Here is a 15348-nt window from a genome sequence, read left to right as displayed (position 1 = left end):
ACCGTATACCGTTGCCAGCTCCTGCACCCGGTTTCCAGGCTGTGCTCTGTTGCACGCGCCTCATAGGTCGTCCCGTGCATAATCAGCGGACCAACGAAGGAGCCGCTCCGTGACGAGAGCCTGCATCACTCGCCGCCATGTGTACGCTGCGCTCGCGTGGGTTGCGCTGGCGGCCCCCCTGTCAGGGTGTTCAGGAGATCACGTGAAACCCAGCTATTCCAAATCGAGCCTTGAGCCGGTCGTCGTCACCCAGCTCTCCGCGTCGAAGCTCCAGGTCCAGTTCAATGAACCGATGGAAAGCATGTATTACGCGGCAGGGATGAGCTATGTCGTGGAAGGGGACACCATGAAAGTCGTTGTTGATCGCTGCCCCATATCCGGCCAATGCACAACCATGCTGCGGCGCGACGTGAAGCCCGGACCTGCTGGCCCGGCCCGTCAGGAAATTCCCTTGATGGCGCCGCGCGTGGTGATGCTGTACGCCGATGGCGAAACACAGATTTTTCCGTAAGGGCATCCCATGAGCGACAAGGTCGTCCTCGGCATCCATAGTCACGTAGATCCCAATACACAGGGGTCGTTCAATCAGTTCGTGGACGGCCACGCCTGGATCTCGGTGACGCGAAACGGCCATACGACGTTCCATGGCCTGTGGCCAGACAACCATCCACTCGTTGAGGACAATGGCCCAGGTTCGGACATCCGCGAAGGCATGGAAGCCCGGGCCACACCTTCGGCCTCACGCTATTACGAATTGACTCCCGAGCAGGTCAAGCGACTTGACCAGGCCTTGGGCGAAAATGTCACCTGGTCATATGGCAATACCTGCGCATCGTGGGCGACCAGTACCGTGAACAAGGTTACCGGGCAGTCCCTGGATGCAGGCGAACTGCTGTTCACCGATACACCGCGGGAGCTGATCGAGTCCATTCGCAAGGCAGAGCGCGTGCGGCCCACCAGTCCTTCGCAGCCGCAACCGGCAACCGAACGGCCGGAAACCAGCATCCCATCGCTGAGCGATGCCTCGGCATCGCTTCACCAGCAGGCACTCGCCGGCGTCCACGCGCTGGACGCATCGCTGGGTCGCGCATCTGATGAATCCAGCCAACGCATGGCGGCCAGCCTCACCCAACTTGCCCGGGCACAAGGTCTGGAACGGATCGACCATGTGGTATTGGGCTTGCCGGCTGGTCAGCCCCCAAGGCCGGAGAACATCTTCGTCATTCAAGGAGCCTTGGATGACCCGGGCCATCTGCGTGCCCACATCAACATTGAAACGGCCCTTCAGCCACCCGTTGCGGAGTCGCTGCGGCAGATTCATCAGTTGGACAAGCAGCTGGCCGCCTCGCCGCAGCAGGCCGAGCCTGCCCTGGAAGAGACCCAGCGCCGGCAGATGGTGTGATCATCGACGGCTACGCCTGGAGCCCCCCATAGGTAGGCACCATTCGGCCCGTCAGGGCCTGCCATCTCTCAACAAGGCTTGATATCTCGCCCGCACAAGCCGCCCACGCAACGATCCGATACGCTGGCCGGGTTTGCCGTATGTGGCCGCATCGGTGAAAATCGGGGCATTCCCCCGATTTCCTGCGAGTGCCGATGCACCATGACACCGACCTGATCAACATCGTTGCCGTTGGCCTGGGGCTCGCCTTCATCTTCGGCGCGCTGGCCAACAAGCTCCGCTTGTCTCCCCTGGTCGGTTACCTGGTTGCTGGCATCTGCGTAGGTCCGTTCACCCCCGGCTTCGTCGCCGACCAGGCGCTGGCCAACCAGCTGGCCGAACTGGGCGTGATGCTGCTGATGTTCGGTGTCGGCCTGCACTTCTCGCTGAAGGACCTGATGGCGGTCAAGGCCATCGCCATTCCCGGTGCCATCGGCCAGATCGCAGTGGCCACCCTGCTCGGCTGGGGCGTGGCCTCGCTGATGGGCTGGCCAGCCATCCATGGCGTCATCTTCGGTTTCTCGCTGGCCACGGCCAGTACCGTCGTGCTGTTGCGGGCGATGGAAGAACGCCGCCTGCTGGAGACGATGCGCGGCAAGATCGCGGTCGGCTGGCTGATCGTGGAAGACCTGGCCTGCGTACTGGCGCTGGTGATGATGCCGGTGATGGCGGGTGTGTTCGGCCCCGATGCAGCCAAGGAATCGCACTCGCTGGGCAGCGTGCTGGCCGACATCGGCTGGACCTTCGTGCAGCTGGGCCTGTTCGTGGCGGTGATGCTGGTGGTCGGGCGCCGGGTCATCCCGTGGATCCTGGAACGCATCGCCGGTACCGGTTCGCGTGAGCTGTTCACTCTGTCGGTGCTGGCGATCGCGCTGGGCGTGGCATTCGGTTCGGCCATGTTGTTCGGCGTCTCGTTCGCGCTGGGCGCGTTCTTTGCTGGCATGCTGCTCAACGAATCGGAACTGAGCCACAAGGCCGCGCACGATTCGCTGCCGCTGCGCGATGCGTTCGCGGTGCTGTTCTTCGTCTCGGTCGGCATGCTGTTCGACCCCAACATCCTCGTGCAGCACCCGTGGCAGGTGCTGGCGACGGTGGCCATCATCATGTTCGGCAAGTCGGCCGCGGCGTTCTTCATCGTGCGCGCATTCGGCCACCCGACCAGCACCGCGCTGACCATCTCGGCCAGCCTGGCGCAGATCGGCGAGTTCGCCTTCATCATCGCCGGGCTCGGCGTGGCGCTGCAGATCCTGCCGAAGGAAGGCCAGTCGCTGGTGCTGGCCGGCGCGCTGGTGTCGATCATGCTCAACCCACTGGTGTTCGGCCTGCTCGACCGATGGCAGGCCAAGCAGGAAAAGCAGCCGCAAACGCCGGAGCCGGAAGAGGCGACCGGCCCGTCGCGCGATCTGCATGACCACGCCATCGTGATCGGCTATGGCCGCGTCGGCAGCGAACTGGCGCAGGTGCTGCGCGACCGTGGCGTGCCGGTGCTGGTGATCGATGACAACAAGGAACACGTCGAGGAAGCGCACGCCAAGGGCCTGGCGGCGATCCGCGGCAGTGCCGCTGCCGACCGGGTGCTGGCCGAGGCCCACCCGGAACGCGCCAAGATCGCGGTGCTGGCGATCCCACAGCCGCTGGAAGCCGGTGAGGCGCTGGCCAAGCTGCGGGCGATCAACCCCGACCTGACCCTGCTGGCACGTGCGCACAGCGATGCCGAAGTGAAGCATCTGCTGGAGCATGGTGCCGATGGCACGGTGATGGCCGAGCGTGAGCTGGCCTATTCGCTGGCGGAGATGGTGATGTCCACGCCGCCGTACCGGAACCTGGGGCAGCACAGCATCCCGGTGGTGTGAGGGGCGTGCGTGCGGCAGGGCTTGCAGCCCTGCACCTGCCGAAACAACGGCAACGGCAAAAGCTGGCATAGCGTGGGATGGCGGGGTGGGTCCGATTGCGGGAGACGCCGTAAACCCTTCCATGGGGGCTTGGCCGCGGCATCCATGCCGCGGACACTCCCGCAACCGGACCCACCCCGCCTTCGACAGTTCCCCGCTGCTGTTGGTGGATGTCGACCTTGGTCGACACGGCGGCGCACGGGGTCAGATCCGTTTTCGGCAGGAAAACGGATCTGACCCCGGAAACAAAAAGATCCCCGGTCGACCCGCATCGACCGGGGATCTGGATCGCCACGTTGCCACGCCTTGGAGAGGCAGTTCCACCGTAGCGCATCGCGTGGCCGGCGGTGATCGCCTGAGGCGATATGCACCAAGCGCGTGGCTATCAGGCGGCGGCCAGGGCCTGCTCCAGGTCGGCGCGCAGGTCGCCGATGTGCTCGATGCCGATCGACAGCCGCACGGTATCTTCGCTGACCCCGGCCTTGGCCAGCTCCGCTGCATCCAGCTGCCGATGGGTGGTCGAGGCCGGATGGGTGGCGAGTGACTTTGCGTCGCCCAGGTTGACCAGACGGGTGAACAGCTTCAACGCGTCGAGGAAGCGCGCGCCAGCCTCGCGTCCACCCGGCAGGCCGAAGGTCAGTACGCCCGAGCCATGCCCGCCCAGGTAGCGCTGCGCGGCGGCATGCTCGGGATCGTCGGCCAGTCCCGCGTAACGAACCCAGGCGACCTTGTCGTGCGCCTTCAGGAACTGCGCGACGGCCAGTGCATTGGCGTTGATGCGTTCCATGCGCAGCGCCAGGGTCTCGATGCCTTGCAGGATCAGGAACGCATTGAACGGCGACAACGCAGCGCCGGTATTGCGCAGCGGCACCACCCGCGCGCGGCCGATGTAGGCCGCCGGCCCCAGTGCTTCGGTATAGACCACGCCGTGGTAACTGGGGTCGGGTTGGTTGAGGCGGGCGAAACGCTTCGGCTGTGCCGCCCAGTCGAAGCGGCCGGAGTCAATGATGGCGCCGCCGAGGCTGTTGCCGTGGCCGCCCAGGTACTTGGTCAGCGAGTGCACGACGATGTCGGCACCGTGCTCGAACGGGCGCAGCAGGAAAGGCGTAGCCACGGTGTTGTCGACGATCAGCGGCACACCCGCAGCATGCGCCACCTCGGCAATGGCGGCGATGTCGGTGACGTTGCCACGCGGGTTGCCGATCGATTCGACGAACACCGCCTTGGTGCGCTCGTCGATCAGCGCGGCGAACGCAGAAGGATCGGCCGGGTCGGCGAAGCGCGCCTGGATGCCGTACTGCGGCAGCGTGTGTGCCAGCAGGTTGAGGCTGCCGCCGTACAGCGCGCTGGAGGCGACGATGTTGTCACCGGCCTCGGCGATGGTCTGGAGGGCATAGGTGATCGCGGCCTGCCCCGAGGCCAGCGCCAGCGCACCGATGCCACCTTCCAGTGCGGCCAGGCGCTGCTCCAGCACGTCGGTGGTGGGGTTCATGATGCGCGTGTAGATGTTGCCGGGCACCTTCAGGTCGAACAGATCGGCGCCATGCTGGGTGTCATCGAAGGCATACGCCACGGTCTGGTAGATCGGCACCGCCACCGCGCGGGTGGTCGGGTCGGGACGGTAACCGCCGTGCACGGCCAGGGTTTCCAGTTGCCACTGCGGGTCGCTCATTGCACCAGGCTCCATCCGGGGAAACCGCCACCATAGGCCAGCCGGGGCCGCCCGCTGAAAGCCGCTGGCGATGACGCCCGTACCGGCGGTTATCAGGTTGGCCGCGATTCAGGCAGTCGTCATGGGGCGTTGCTAGGCTGCGCCGCCGGGCGCTCCTGCCCGGGCACGGAGGCCCCACCCATGCAGCCATCGCCCTGGCATCCCACCACCAGCAGTTCGCCTACGTCGGTCATGCTGGTAGAGGACGACCGTCGCCTGGCCGAACTGGTGAGCGACTACCTCCACCAGCATGGCTTCGCCGTGCAGCACATCGCACGCGGCGACCTGGCCGGCGCCGCCTGCCGCCAGCACGCGCCGGAGCTGGTGGTGCTGGACCTGATGCTGCCCGGCCTGGGCGGCATCGACGTGTGCCGGCAGATCCGCAGCTTCTCCGACGTGCCGATCCTGATGCTGACCGCCTGCGAGGACGACATCGAACAGGTGCTGGGCCTGGAATCGGGCGCCGACGACTATGTGCACAAGCCCATCGAACCACGCCTGCTTCTGGCCCGGCTGCGCGCCCTGCTGCGCCGCCGCCACGGCAGCAGCAACACCGGCACGCCCAGCCGGCTGATGCACGGTGAACTGCTGATCGACCGCATGCAGCGTGAGGTCCACCTGCACGGCGCCACGGTGGACGTGGGCACCACCGAATTCGAGATCCTGTGGCTGCTGGCCAGCCAGCCCGGGCAGATCCTGTCCCGTGACCAAATCCTGCAGGCGGTGCGCGGTATCGGCTTCGACGGCCTGGACCGCAGCGTTGACGTCTGCATCGGCAAGCTGCGCCGCAAGCTCGGCGACGATGCGCGCGAACCACGACGGATCAAGACCGTGTGGGGCCGCGGCTACCAGTTCAATCCGTCGGCCTGGACGGCATGAAGCGGCTGTTCCTGTGGCTGTGGTTCATCACCGGCGCCTGTTTCCTGGCCTCGGTGTTCTTTCTCAACCGGGTGCTCGACAGCATCTATACGCCCGTGCAGGATCGCGTTTTCGTCCAGCAGGTGCGCGGGCAGGTGTACGCCCTGCGCAGCGGCCTGGCCGGCCTGGACGGTAGCCAGCAGCGTGAGCGCCTGCAGCAGTGGCAACCGCACTATGGCATCGCGTTGACCCTGCTCGACAAGCCTCCCGCGCTGGCCCCGCAGGAACAGGCAGCCGTGCAGGCCGATGGCTTCATCGTACGCGATCAGTACCAGCAGGTCCTGCTGCCCATCGAAGGCATCGATGGTCGCTGGTTGCACCTGCGCCTGCCTGGCGCGGTGCAGATGACGACGTACATGACCATCGCGGCCTACCTCAGCATCCTGCTGCTGGTCGGCGCCAGCCTGTACGCCTGGGTACGCCTGCTCTGGCGCGACCTGGAGGCCCTGCGCGTGCATGCCGACCGCATCGGCGCCGGCGATCTGCAGGCACGCGCGCAGGTTTCGCCACGCTCGCAGATCCGGGTCATCGTCGATCACTCCAACCGCATGGCCGCACGCGTGGCCGAACTGGTGCAGCGCCAGCGCGACCTGACCCATGCGATCTCGCACGAACTGCGCACGCCGATCGCGCGCGTGGCCTTCGGCCTGGACCTGATGCAGGACAGCGATGACCGCGAGCGCCGCGAACGACTGGCGCAGGGCCTGCATGGCGACCTGGCCGAGCTCAACCGGCTGGTCAGCGAACTGCTGGCCTACGAACGGCTCGAACATCCGGGCGAGGGCGAACCGATGCAGCGGATCGAAGCCAACGACTGGCTGCAGGCCTGCCTGGCCGATGCCCGCCGCGATGCCGAACGTGCTGGCGTGGTGCTGCGCGTGCAGCCCAGCACCCTGCCACGGGTAGACGCGGAACCGCGCCTGCTGCAGCTGGCATTGAGCAATCTGGTCGGCAATGCCCTGCGCCACGCGCGCTCGCAGGTGGACGTGTCGCTGGTGGGTGTGGGCGGGCGCGCCTGCCTGCGCGTGGACGACGACGGCCCCGGCATCGCCGAGGCTGACCGCGAAAAGGTGGTCCGCCCGTTCACCCGCCTGGATGACAGCCGCAGCCGCGACACCGGCGGCTTCGGCCTTGGCCTGGCGATCGTCGGCCGCATTGCCGCACGCCACCACGGCGAGCTGCGCATCGGTCGCGCCGCCCTCGGCGGCGCACGCCTGGAAATGCACTGGCCGCTGGCTGCCAGCTGAACGCCCACGGGCGCAATTACAGTTGATTACAACTCCCGCACAACTGCGGACGGATCGGTCGCCGGCGTATCGCCACGCTGACGACCCTGCAGCACTCGCTGGATGCGCGCGCTGCTTTCCTCCCATTGTCGAGAGTTTCCATGTCCCAGCTTCGCCGTTCCCCCACCCTGCTCTGCCTGGCCCTGTTGCCACTGTTCGCTGCCCCGATCGCCCACGCCAAGGATGACCACTGGACCTTCGAGCTCGCCGCCGGTGGCGGCGTGGCACCGCGCTACAGCGGTAGCGAGGAGTACCGTGCGACGCCTTCGCTGTCCTTCGATGTCACCTCGCCGGGAGGCTGGTTTCTGGGCACCAGTGGCATCGGCTGGGGTACCTCCCTCGGCGAGCACACCCGCGTGCGCGCCTACGTCGGTGCCAGCGGCATCCGCAAGGACAAGGATTCGCTGCTCGGTGGTTCGGACTTCCTGCGCGGCATGGGCGATATCGATTCCCGTCCCCTGGTCGGTGTCTCGGCTGGTTATACGCTGGGCGAAGCCGTGCTGAGCGGCTCCTGGCAGTTCACCCGCAAGGACGAGGACAAGGCCGAAAACGGCCTGGCCACCCAGCAGATCCACCTGAACCTGAGCATGCCGCTGTTCGACCTGGCCGGCGGCGTGGTCAGCGGCAGCGTCTCCACCGATTACGGCAACCGTGGCTACATGCAGACCTGGTATGGCGTCAGCCCGGAACAGGCGGCGCGCACCGGCTTCGCCGAGCACAGGCCGAAGGCCGGCCTGGTCAGCGCCGGTGTCGGCCTGAAATGGAGCCACCGCGTGGGCCGCAACGGCAACTGGTACATCTCGGCCGAAGGCACGCGCCTGCTCGGCGATGCCGCCGACAGCCCGATCGTGCAGAAGGCCAACCAGTTCGGCGTGATGAGCGGCTATACGCACCGCTTCTGATGCACGAAGGGCGCCGCTGGGCGCCCTCTTCTGCTGCGATCAGCGGCAGGCCGGGGCGTCGCCGCTGCCGCACAAGCCAACCTCGCGCAGCCAGCCGATCCACTGCACGACGTCGTCCTTCTCCGGTTCGGCGCGGAACGACTTCTGCACGGTGTGGAAGCCCTGCCTGCCCTGCATGCCCTTGATCCAGGTGAACTCCGGTTTGCCGGTGCCGGGGTTCAGCGGGCAACTGAGCATCAGCAGCGCGAATGGCCGTCCGCCCTCCTCGCCTTCGCGGATCCAGTGGCTCTGCGCAGCAGGACAGGCCATGCGCCACCCCGCCTCGATGATGCCAAGGAACTCGCGCGGACTCACATGGCCACTGTTCGGCGCATCGTTGACGGTGACCATGTCGGTCCAGTCCTGCACCGTCTGGCCCTGCGGCACGTACTCGGTGATGCGGTTGCCTTGTGCGTCGGTGCTCTGGTGGGCCTGCTGGTAACCCTTCATCGGCGGCAGCTGGACCTGTTCGACGGCTGCGGCGTGTCCAGCAACTGCGGCGAGCGCCAGCGCCATGCAGAGTGAAACGCTGCGGGTAACGTCCATGCGGTTCTCCTCGTCCTTGCGAAAGTGAAACGGGATCATTGTGCCTTGCTGAGGCGTTGGTGGCGCGCCCGCCATGGCAGGCGCGCCACCGGTTCAGGCCTTGGCGAAGACCAGGCGTCCCCCGTCGTTGCCGACTTCGATGGTGTCACCGTTGACGAAGGCACCGGACAGGATCCGCTGCGCCAGCGGATTCTCAAGCTGCGACTGGATCGCGCGCTTCAGCGGTCGCGCGCCATACACCGGATCGAACCCGACGTTGCCGAGCAGATCGAACGCCGCATCGGAGACCGCCAGCTTCAACCCGCGCTCGGCCAGGCGCTTCTCCAGCCCGCGCATCTGGATGCGCGCGATCTGCTTGATCTGCTGCTTGTCCAGCGGGTGGAACACCACGATGTCGTCCAGGCGGTTGATGAACTCCGGACGGAAGTGCGCCTGCACCACGCCCATCACCGCCGCCTTCATCTGCGTGTAGGCCTCCGGACTGTCGTCGGCGCTCATGTCCTGGATCTGGTGCGAGCCCAGGTTCGAGGTCATCACGATGACGGTGTTGCGGAAGTCCACGGTGCGGCCCTGGCCGTCGGTCAGGCGGCCATCGTCCAGCACCTGCAGCAGGATGTTGAACACATCCGGATGCGCCTTCTCCACTTCGTCCAGCAGGATCAGCGAATACGGGCGACGACGCACCGCCTCGGTCAGGTAGCCGCCTTCCTCGTAGCCGACGTAACCCGGGGGGGCGCCGATCAGGCGGGCGACGCTGTGCTTCTCCATGAACTCGCTCATGTCGATGCGGATCATCGCGTCGGCGCTGTCGAACAGGAACTCGGCCAGCGACTTGCACAGTTCGGTCTTGCCGACGCCGGTCGGGCCGAGGAACAGGAACGAGCCGGCCGGACGGTTCGGATCGGACAGGCCTGCACGCGAGCGGCGCACGGCATCGGAGACGACCTTGATCGCTTCCTCCTGGCCGACCACGCGGTTGTGCAGCACCTCTTCCATGCGCAGCAGCTTGTCGCGCTCGCCTTCGAGCATCTTGTTGACCGGGATGCCGGTCCAGCGCGATACGACCTCGGCGATCTCCTCGTCGGTCACGCGGTCCTGTACCAGCTTGAAGTCCTTGTGCTCGGCTTCCTGCGCGGCGGCCAGCTGCTTCTCCAGTTGCGGCAACAGGCCGTACTGGATTTCGCTCATCTTGGCGAAATCCTGGCGGCGCTGCGCAGCTTCCAGCTCCAGCTTGGCCTGCTCGACCTGTTCCTTGATCTTGGTGGCGCCCTGCAGCGCGGCCTTCTCCGACTTCCAGATTTCATTGAGGTCGGAGAACTCGCGCTCCAGCCCGTCGATGTCGTTTTCCAGGTCGGCCAGGCGCTGCCGCGAGGCCTCGTCCTTCTCCTTCTTCAGCATCTCGCGCTGGATCTTCAGCTGGATCACCCGGCGCTCCAGGCGGTCCAGTTCTTCCGGCTTGGAGTCGATCTCCATGCGCAGGCGCGAGGCAGCCTCGTCCATCAGGTCGATGGCCTTGTCCGGCAGCTGGCGGTCGGTGATGTAGCGGTTGGACAGCGTGGCGGCGGCGACGATGGCCGGGTCGGTGATTTCCACACCGTGGTGCACGGCGTACTTTTCCTTCAGCCCGCGCAGGATCGCGATGGTGTCCTCCACCGTGGGTTCGCCGACGAACACCTTCTGGAAGCGGCGCTCCAGCGCAGCGTCCTTCTCGATGTACTTGCGGTATTCGTCCAGCGTGGTCGCACCGATGCAGTGCAGCTCGCCGCGTGCAAGCGCCGGCTTCAGCATGTTGCCGGCATCCATCGCACCGTCGGCCTTGCCCGCGCCGACCATGGTATGCAGCTCATCGATGAACAGGATGATCTGGCCTTCGTTCTTGGCCAGGTCGTTGAGTACACCCTTCAGGCGCTCCTCGAATTCGCCGCGGAACTTGGCCCCAGCGATCAGCGCGCCCATGTCCAGCGACAGCACGCGCTTGCCGCGCAGGCCTTCGGGTACTTCGTCGTTGATGATGCGCTGGGCCAGCCCTTCCACGATCGCGGTCTTGCCCACGCCGGGCTCGCCGATCAGCACCGGGTTGTTCTTGGTCCGACGCTGCAGCACCTGGATGGTGCGGCGGATTTCCTCGTCACGGCCGATCACCGGGTCGAGCTTGCCGCTCTCGGCACGCGCGGTCAGGTCGATGGTGTACTTCTCCAGTGCCTGCCGCTGTTCCTCGGCATTCTCCGACTGCACGTTCTCGCCGCCGCGCAGCTTATCGATGGCCGCCTGCAGGCGGGTCTTGTCGGCACCGGCGGCGCGCAGCGCCATGCCCAGCGTGCCACCATCCTCCAGCGCCGCCAGCACGAACCACTCGCTGGCGATGAAGGCATCACCGTGCTGCTGGGCCAGCTTGTCGGTCTGGTTCAGCAGGCGCCCCAGGTCATTGCCCATCGAGACGTTGCCGGCCTGGCCGGACACCTTGGGCAGCGCGTCCAGCGCCTCGGACAGGCGCTCGCGCAGCACCGGCACGTTCACCCCGGCCTGGGCCAGCAGCGGGCGCGTGCTGCCGCCCTGCTGGTCCAGCAGCGCGCTGAACAGGTGAACAGGTTCGATGATGCTGTTGTCGCGGCCCACGGCCAGCGACTGTGCGTCTGCCAGCGCCTGCTGGAAACGCGAGGTGAGCTTGTCCATCCGCATTGCGAATCCTCATCGGTCATCAGGGCCGGCCCGCGCCGGCGATGCTGGGAAGATGCGGTTGCCCCACCCCGTTTCAAGGGTGGCTGCGACTGCACCCCGAGGCCAGTCAGCCTGCGGCCAGCATGCCGGAACGGGTGTGGTCGGCGCGTTGATCCCGATCAGTTCGGCGCAGTGGACCGGTTCAGCGGGTGATTGCAGAGCGGAGCGCCCGCAACTGCTGCTTGACTGTCCGCGCCTGCGGGGCGTCCATGCGCAACAGCGCCTTCTGGCCTATCGAGCGCGACTGCAGGGTGGAATCGACGAAGCGGTAGCGACCGCGCTCATCGCGCTGCACCAACGGCGCCTGCGCCAGTTCCGGGGTCTCCAGCAGATGGTCGATCACCGCGACCAGGCGATCATTGAAATATCCGTCGGGTCGGCCCAGGTCCACATAGGCCTGCTGGATCAGCGGATAGAACCGCTTGTACGCGGTAGCCGTTGCCGCCGGATCCAGCGCAGTGAACGCCTGCACATAGGGCGCGTAACGTGCCGAGTTGCTTGCCGCGATGCGTTCCCCGCCCTCGCCAGGCTCGACCTGCAGGTTGCCCGGCAGCGGCCGTGCGGCCAGCGCCGTCGGCGGCACGCTTGGCTTGTCCAGGTTGTCGACCTGGGTGACCAGGCGCTGGATCAGGTGATCGCGCAGCAGCAGGGTCATCGGCCCCTCGCCCTGGAACAGCTGGCTCAATGCGCCCCAGGCGGCCGCGTCACTATCGGCCAGCTTGGGCAGCGCTGGGTCGGCGGCGGCCTCGGTATCCAGCGGATGCCTGATCGGCGGCGGTGCTGGCGAGGGTTCCGCGGCCGCCTGCGGTTGTGGCGCTGCGCTGGTGCTGACGGGAGTTGACTGCACCGGCACCGAAACACCATCTACCAGGTGCTTCAGCTGATCCCGGAACAACCAACCGCCCGCGCCGCCGATCACCACCACGCCCAGCACCCAGGGCCATACCGCCTTTGCACTCTGCATGATGCAGCACCTCGTTTCACACGCATGGAGAAGGTGTGACCCCACCGGTTCCAGCCGGTTCCCCGCCTGTTCCGCTGCCGTTCGGCTTCGCCCTGCGCCAAAGCCGCGCTCACGCCTGCTTTGCATGCCGCGCGCGAGGCTGGGGGCCTTGTCCTGCGGAGACACTGCCATGCAGTACGCGCTGTATTACTGGACCGGCATCCAGGGCCGGGGCGAGTTCGTGCGGCTGGCGCTGGAAGATGCCGGCGCCGACTACATCGACATGGCGCGGGTGCACGGTGATGCGGTGATGCAGCCGTTCCTGGAGGGCCACAGCGAAGGCCCGCAGCCCTTCGCGCCGCCGTTCCTGAAGGCCGGTCGCCAGGTCATTGCGCAGGTCGCCGCGATCCTGGATTTCCTCGGCCCGACGCTGGACCTGGTGCCGCAGGCCGCATCGCGGCGGATGCAGGCGCTGCAACTGCAGCTGACCATCGCCGATCTGGTAGCCGAAGTGCATGACACCCACCATCCGATTGCCGCATCGAAGTACTACGAAGCGCAGAAGACTGAGGCCAAGGCGCGTGCCGCGTCGCTGCGCAGCGAGCGCCTGCCGAAGTTCCTGGGCTACTTCGAACGGGTGCTGGCCGCCAACGGTGGCCGCCATGCACTGCGCGAGCATTCGTACGTGGATCTGTCGCTGTTCCAGCTGCTGAGTGGGCTGGACTACATGTTTCCACGCCGCATGCAGGCACTGGCGTCCACCCTGCCGCTGCTGCGCGCGCTGCAGGCGCGGGTGGCGAAGCGGCCGAACATCGCCGCCTATCTGGCCTCGGAACGACGTCTGGCGTTCAACACGAATGGCATCTTCCGCCATTACCCGGAGCTGGACGCCGAACGGTAGTGCCGGCCGCTGGCCGGCAGAGCGGGCTGTGATCATTCGCCGCCTGCAACACGCCCCTGTAGGGCCGAGCCATGCTCGGCTCAGAGCAGCCGAGCGCAGGCTCGGCTCTACAGAGCACCAGAAGTGGAAGGAGCGGTAGCGCCGGGCCATGCCCGGCGTCACCGGTCAATGATCGGTGCGATCACCCAGCGGTTGCACCGGCTGCTTCTGCAGCGACAGCAGGCCCAGCAGCACCGCCAGGGCCACGTAGGCACCGGCAAACTGCAAACTGATGATGCGCGCCAATCCTTCCAGGTCCCACGGCAGGTAGATGCCGCCGCGCGGATCCACCGAGTGGATCAGCCCGAACAGTGTCAGCAACGCAGCCACCAGCAGGAAGCTGCAGGCACGGCGCAGGCGGCCGTCGACCATCGCCGCCACCGCCGAAATCCACAGCATCGAGGTGATGATGAAGCCATTGCCCAGGGTGAAGATCACCGCCAGCTCCGGCAGGCCGTGGCCGTCGAGCTTGGTCAGCAGTTGCGGCAGCTGATCCGGTGCGATCCAGCCGGGTGCCTTGATCGCCAGCAGGTAGGCCACCGACGGCAGGAAACCGAGCACCATCGCGCCGGCATGGTGGCGCGGCGTGGCCTGGAACGCCTGCGTGGTGATGTCGATGGCCACGTACACGATGATCGGTGCCAGCACCGCCAGCGGCAACCACTGCACCAGACCGGAGATGATGCCGAGCATGCCGCCGATGCCGACGAACAGGCCGGTCAGCAGCGTATAGCCGCTGCGCGCGCCCATGTGCTTGTACGCCGGCTGGCCGATGTACGGCGTGGTCTGCGCCACGCCGCCGCAGACGCCTGCCACCAGCGTAGCCACCGCCTCCACCAGCAGGATGTCGCGGGTGCGGTAGTCGTCACCGGCTGCGCGCGCGCTTTCGGATACGTTGATGCCACCGACCACCATGAGCAGGCCGAACGGCAGCAGCAGCGGCAGGTAGGTCATCGCGGTGGGCAGGCCGTCGAGGAAGCCCAGCGTCGGCAGCGGCAGCACCACCTGCGGCGGCACCCACGCCGGCACATGAAAGCCCGGCGCACCCAGCCCGGCCAGACCGAGGCCGTAGTACAGCACGGTGCCGAACACGAAGGCCAGCAGCACGCCCGGGCCACGCACCGGCAACTTGCCCTTGGCGATCAGCACATACAGCAGCAGGCCCAGCGTGGTGAAGCCGACCAGCGGCGAGCGCAGCGTTTCCAGCAGCGGCAGCAGGCCCATCAGCACCAGCGCGATGCCGGCGATGGAACCCAGCAGCGCGGCACGCGGCAGCGCGCGGGTGACCGCTTCACCGAAGAACGACAGCACGAATTTGAGCACGCCCATGATGACCAGCGCCGCCATACCCAGCTGCCAGGTGGCGATGCCCGCCGCGTGCGGGTCCATGCCCTGCTGCTTGAAAGCGAGGAACGCCGGGCCGAGCACCAGCAGAGCCATGCCGATGCTGGTCGGGGCATCCAGGCCGAGCGGCATGGCGGTGACATCGTCGCGGCCGGTGCGCGCGGCCAGCCGGCGCGCCATCAGGGTGTACAGCAGGTTGCCGATCAGCACGCCGAAGGCCGTGCCGGGGAACATGCGGCCGAACACCACGTCGGCGGGGAACTGGAAGATCCCGACCAGGGCCATGGCGATGAAGCCGAGGATGGAGAGGTTGTCGACGACCAGGCCGAAGAAGCCGTTGAAGTCGCCGGCGACGAACCAGCGACGCGGTGCGGCGGAAGCGGGAGCGGACATGGAAGGGGCGGTGGGGGTGGGGACCGCCGATGGTAGGCCCAGCGGGGCCTGGGCGCCAATTCCGCAGTGGAATGAGGGGTTCCAGCCGACGGCGGGGCCCCTCGTGGCTGGGTTGGTCGCGGACGGCGATTTCCTGGGTTGGGCCGGTCGGGTAGATGGCGCGGGGGACGCCGTAACCGGGCCCACCCCGCCATTCCTCAGGAAACCCGCTTCTGCTGTTGCTGTTGCTGTTGCCGGCCAGCGGCCGGCACTACCGCGGGTGCAGGGCGCAGCCC

General features: G+C 66.9%; 12 protein-coding genes. 7 read left to right on the top strand and 5 right to left on the bottom strand.

All coding sequences use genetic code 11. The annotated features are described in order from the left end of the window. Positions 1-202: 202 nt before the first annotated feature. The 3 genes from KXV01_RS15195 to ybaL all read left to right on the top strand — a co-directional run bounded on the left by KXV01_RS15195 (position 203) and on the right by ybaL (position 3294). Positions 203-511, top strand: a complete 309-nt coding sequence (locus KXV01_RS15195) for a hypothetical protein (protein WP_005418535.1) — start codon at positions 203-205, stop codon at positions 509-511. Between the two features lie 9 nt (positions 512-520). Next, positions 521-1402 (top strand): XVIPCD domain-containing protein, encoded by an 882-nt coding sequence (locus KXV01_RS15190; RefSeq protein ID WP_053091798.1) that lies wholly within the window; start codon positions 521-523, stop codon positions 1400-1402. Between the two features lie 194 nt (positions 1403-1596). Continuing rightward, positions 1597-3294, top strand: coding sequence for a YbaL family putative K(+) efflux transporter (gene ybaL / locus KXV01_RS15185; protein WP_099487614.1), 1698 nt, complete (start codon positions 1597-1599; stop codon positions 3292-3294). Positions 3295-3718: 424 nt separating this feature from the next. On the opposite strand, the gene KXV01_RS15180 is transcribed toward ybaL, so the two are convergent. After that, positions 3719-5005, bottom strand: coding sequence for an aminotransferase class V-fold PLP-dependent enzyme (locus KXV01_RS15180; protein WP_111096901.1), 1287 nt, complete (start codon positions 5003-5005; stop codon positions 3719-3721). 180 nt (positions 5006-5185) lie between these two features. Here KXV01_RS15180 and KXV01_RS15175 point away from each other — a divergent pair, with 180 nt between their 5' ends. The 3 genes from KXV01_RS15175 to KXV01_RS15165 all read left to right on the top strand — a co-directional run bounded on the left by KXV01_RS15175 (position 5186) and on the right by KXV01_RS15165 (position 8150). Beyond that, positions 5186-5923, top strand: coding sequence for a response regulator transcription factor (locus KXV01_RS15175; protein WP_005418539.1), 738 nt, complete (start codon positions 5186-5188; stop codon positions 5921-5923). Beyond that, complete coding sequence (locus KXV01_RS15170; protein ID WP_049412122.1) at positions 5920-7209, top strand: ATP-binding protein; 1290 nt, start codon at positions 5920-5922, stop codon at positions 7207-7209. The genes KXV01_RS15175 and KXV01_RS15170 overlap by 4 nt, the downstream gene beginning before the upstream one ends. A 140-nt stretch (positions 7210-7349) precedes the next feature. Continuing rightward, positions 7350-8150, top strand: coding sequence for a MipA/OmpV family protein (locus tag KXV01_RS15165; RefSeq protein WP_100478649.1), 801 nt, complete (start codon positions 7350-7352; stop codon positions 8148-8150). A gap of 39 nt (positions 8151-8189) precedes the next feature. On the opposite strand, the gene KXV01_RS15160 is transcribed toward KXV01_RS15165, so the two are convergent. From KXV01_RS15160 to KXV01_RS15150, 3 genes are all read right to left on the bottom strand, one after another. Continuing rightward, complete coding sequence (locus tag KXV01_RS15160) at positions 8190-8735, bottom strand: hypothetical protein (RefSeq protein ID WP_238378509.1); 546 nt, start codon at positions 8733-8735, stop codon at positions 8190-8192. Between the two features lie 93 nt (positions 8736-8828). Then, the gene (gene clpB / locus KXV01_RS15155) at positions 8829-11414 is read right to left on the bottom strand and encodes an ATP-dependent chaperone ClpB (RefSeq protein ID WP_111096902.1); all 2586 of its coding nucleotides are present in this window, start codon (positions 11412-11414) and stop codon (positions 8829-8831) included. Between the two features lie 181 nt (positions 11415-11595). Beyond that, positions 11596-12417 (bottom strand): DUF3014 domain-containing protein, encoded by an 822-nt coding sequence (locus KXV01_RS15150; RefSeq protein WP_111096903.1) that lies wholly within the window; start codon positions 12415-12417, stop codon positions 11596-11598. Positions 12418-12586: 169 nt separating this feature from the next. On the opposite strand from KXV01_RS15150, the gene KXV01_RS15145 reads away from it, so the two are divergent. Further along, positions 12587-13297 (top strand): glutathione S-transferase, encoded by a 711-nt coding sequence (locus tag KXV01_RS15145; RefSeq protein WP_019660153.1) that lies wholly within the window; start codon positions 12587-12589, stop codon positions 13295-13297. A 165-nt stretch (positions 13298-13462) separates the two neighbouring features. Here KXV01_RS15145 and KXV01_RS15140 read toward each other — a convergent pair whose 3' ends face one another. Then, positions 13463-15073: a hypothetical protein gene (locus tag KXV01_RS15140; protein WP_111096904.1), complete on the bottom strand. Its 1611-nt coding sequence runs from the start codon at positions 15071-15073 to the stop codon at positions 13463-13465. Positions 15074-15348 lie beyond the last annotated feature (275 nt).

This window comes from Stenotrophomonas sp. Ps181 (assembly GCF_025697425.1).
Taxonomy (GTDB): Bacteria; Pseudomonadota; Gammaproteobacteria; order Xanthomonadales; family Xanthomonadaceae; genus Stenotrophomonas; species Stenotrophomonas sepilia.
The sequence above is the reverse complement of the archived record's forward strand: the minus strand, read 5'-3'. Positions and strand labels throughout refer to the sequence as shown.

What these genes read in the sequence shown, in the direction of transcription:
- KXV01_RS15190 (WP_053091798.1), top strand. Translation starts at nt 521, where the DNA reads ATGAGCGACAAGGTCGTCCTCGGCATCCATAGTCACGTAGATCCCAAT.
- KXV01_RS15165 (WP_100478649.1), top strand. Translation starts at nt 7,350, where the DNA reads ATGTCCCAGCTTCGCCGTTCCCCCACCCTGCTCTGCCTGGCCCTGTTG.
- ybaL (WP_099487614.1), top strand. Translation starts at nt 1,597, where the DNA reads ATGCACCATGACACCGACCTGATCAACATCGTTGCCGTTGGCCTGGGG.
- KXV01_RS15175 (WP_005418539.1), top strand. Translation starts at nt 5,186, where the DNA reads ATGCAGCCATCGCCCTGGCATCCCACCACCAGCAGTTCGCCTACGTCG.
- KXV01_RS15150 (WP_111096903.1), bottom strand. Translation starts at nt 12,417, where the DNA reads ATGCAGAGTGCAAAGGCGGTATGGCCCTGGGTGCTGGGCGTGGTGGTG.
- KXV01_RS15160 (WP_238378509.1), bottom strand. Translation starts at nt 8,735, where the DNA reads ATGGACGTTACCCGCAGCGTTTCACTCTGCATGGCGCTGGCGCTCGCC.
- KXV01_RS15180 (WP_111096901.1), bottom strand. Translation starts at nt 5,005, where the DNA reads ATGAGCGACCCGCAGTGGCAACTGGAAACCCTGGCCGTGCACGGCGGT.
- clpB (WP_111096902.1), bottom strand. Translation starts at nt 11,414, where the DNA reads ATGCGGATGGACAAGCTCACCTCGCGTTTCCAGCAGGCGCTGGCAGAC.
- KXV01_RS15145 (WP_019660153.1), top strand. Translation starts at nt 12,587, where the DNA reads ATGCAGTACGCGCTGTATTACTGGACCGGCATCCAGGGCCGGGGCGAG.
- KXV01_RS15170 (WP_049412122.1), top strand. Translation starts at nt 5,920, where the DNA reads ATGAAGCGGCTGTTCCTGTGGCTGTGGTTCATCACCGGCGCCTGTTTC.
- KXV01_RS15140 (WP_111096904.1), bottom strand. Translation starts at nt 15,073, where the DNA reads ATGTCCGCTCCCGCTTCCGCCGCACCGCGTCGCTGGTTCGTCGCCGGC.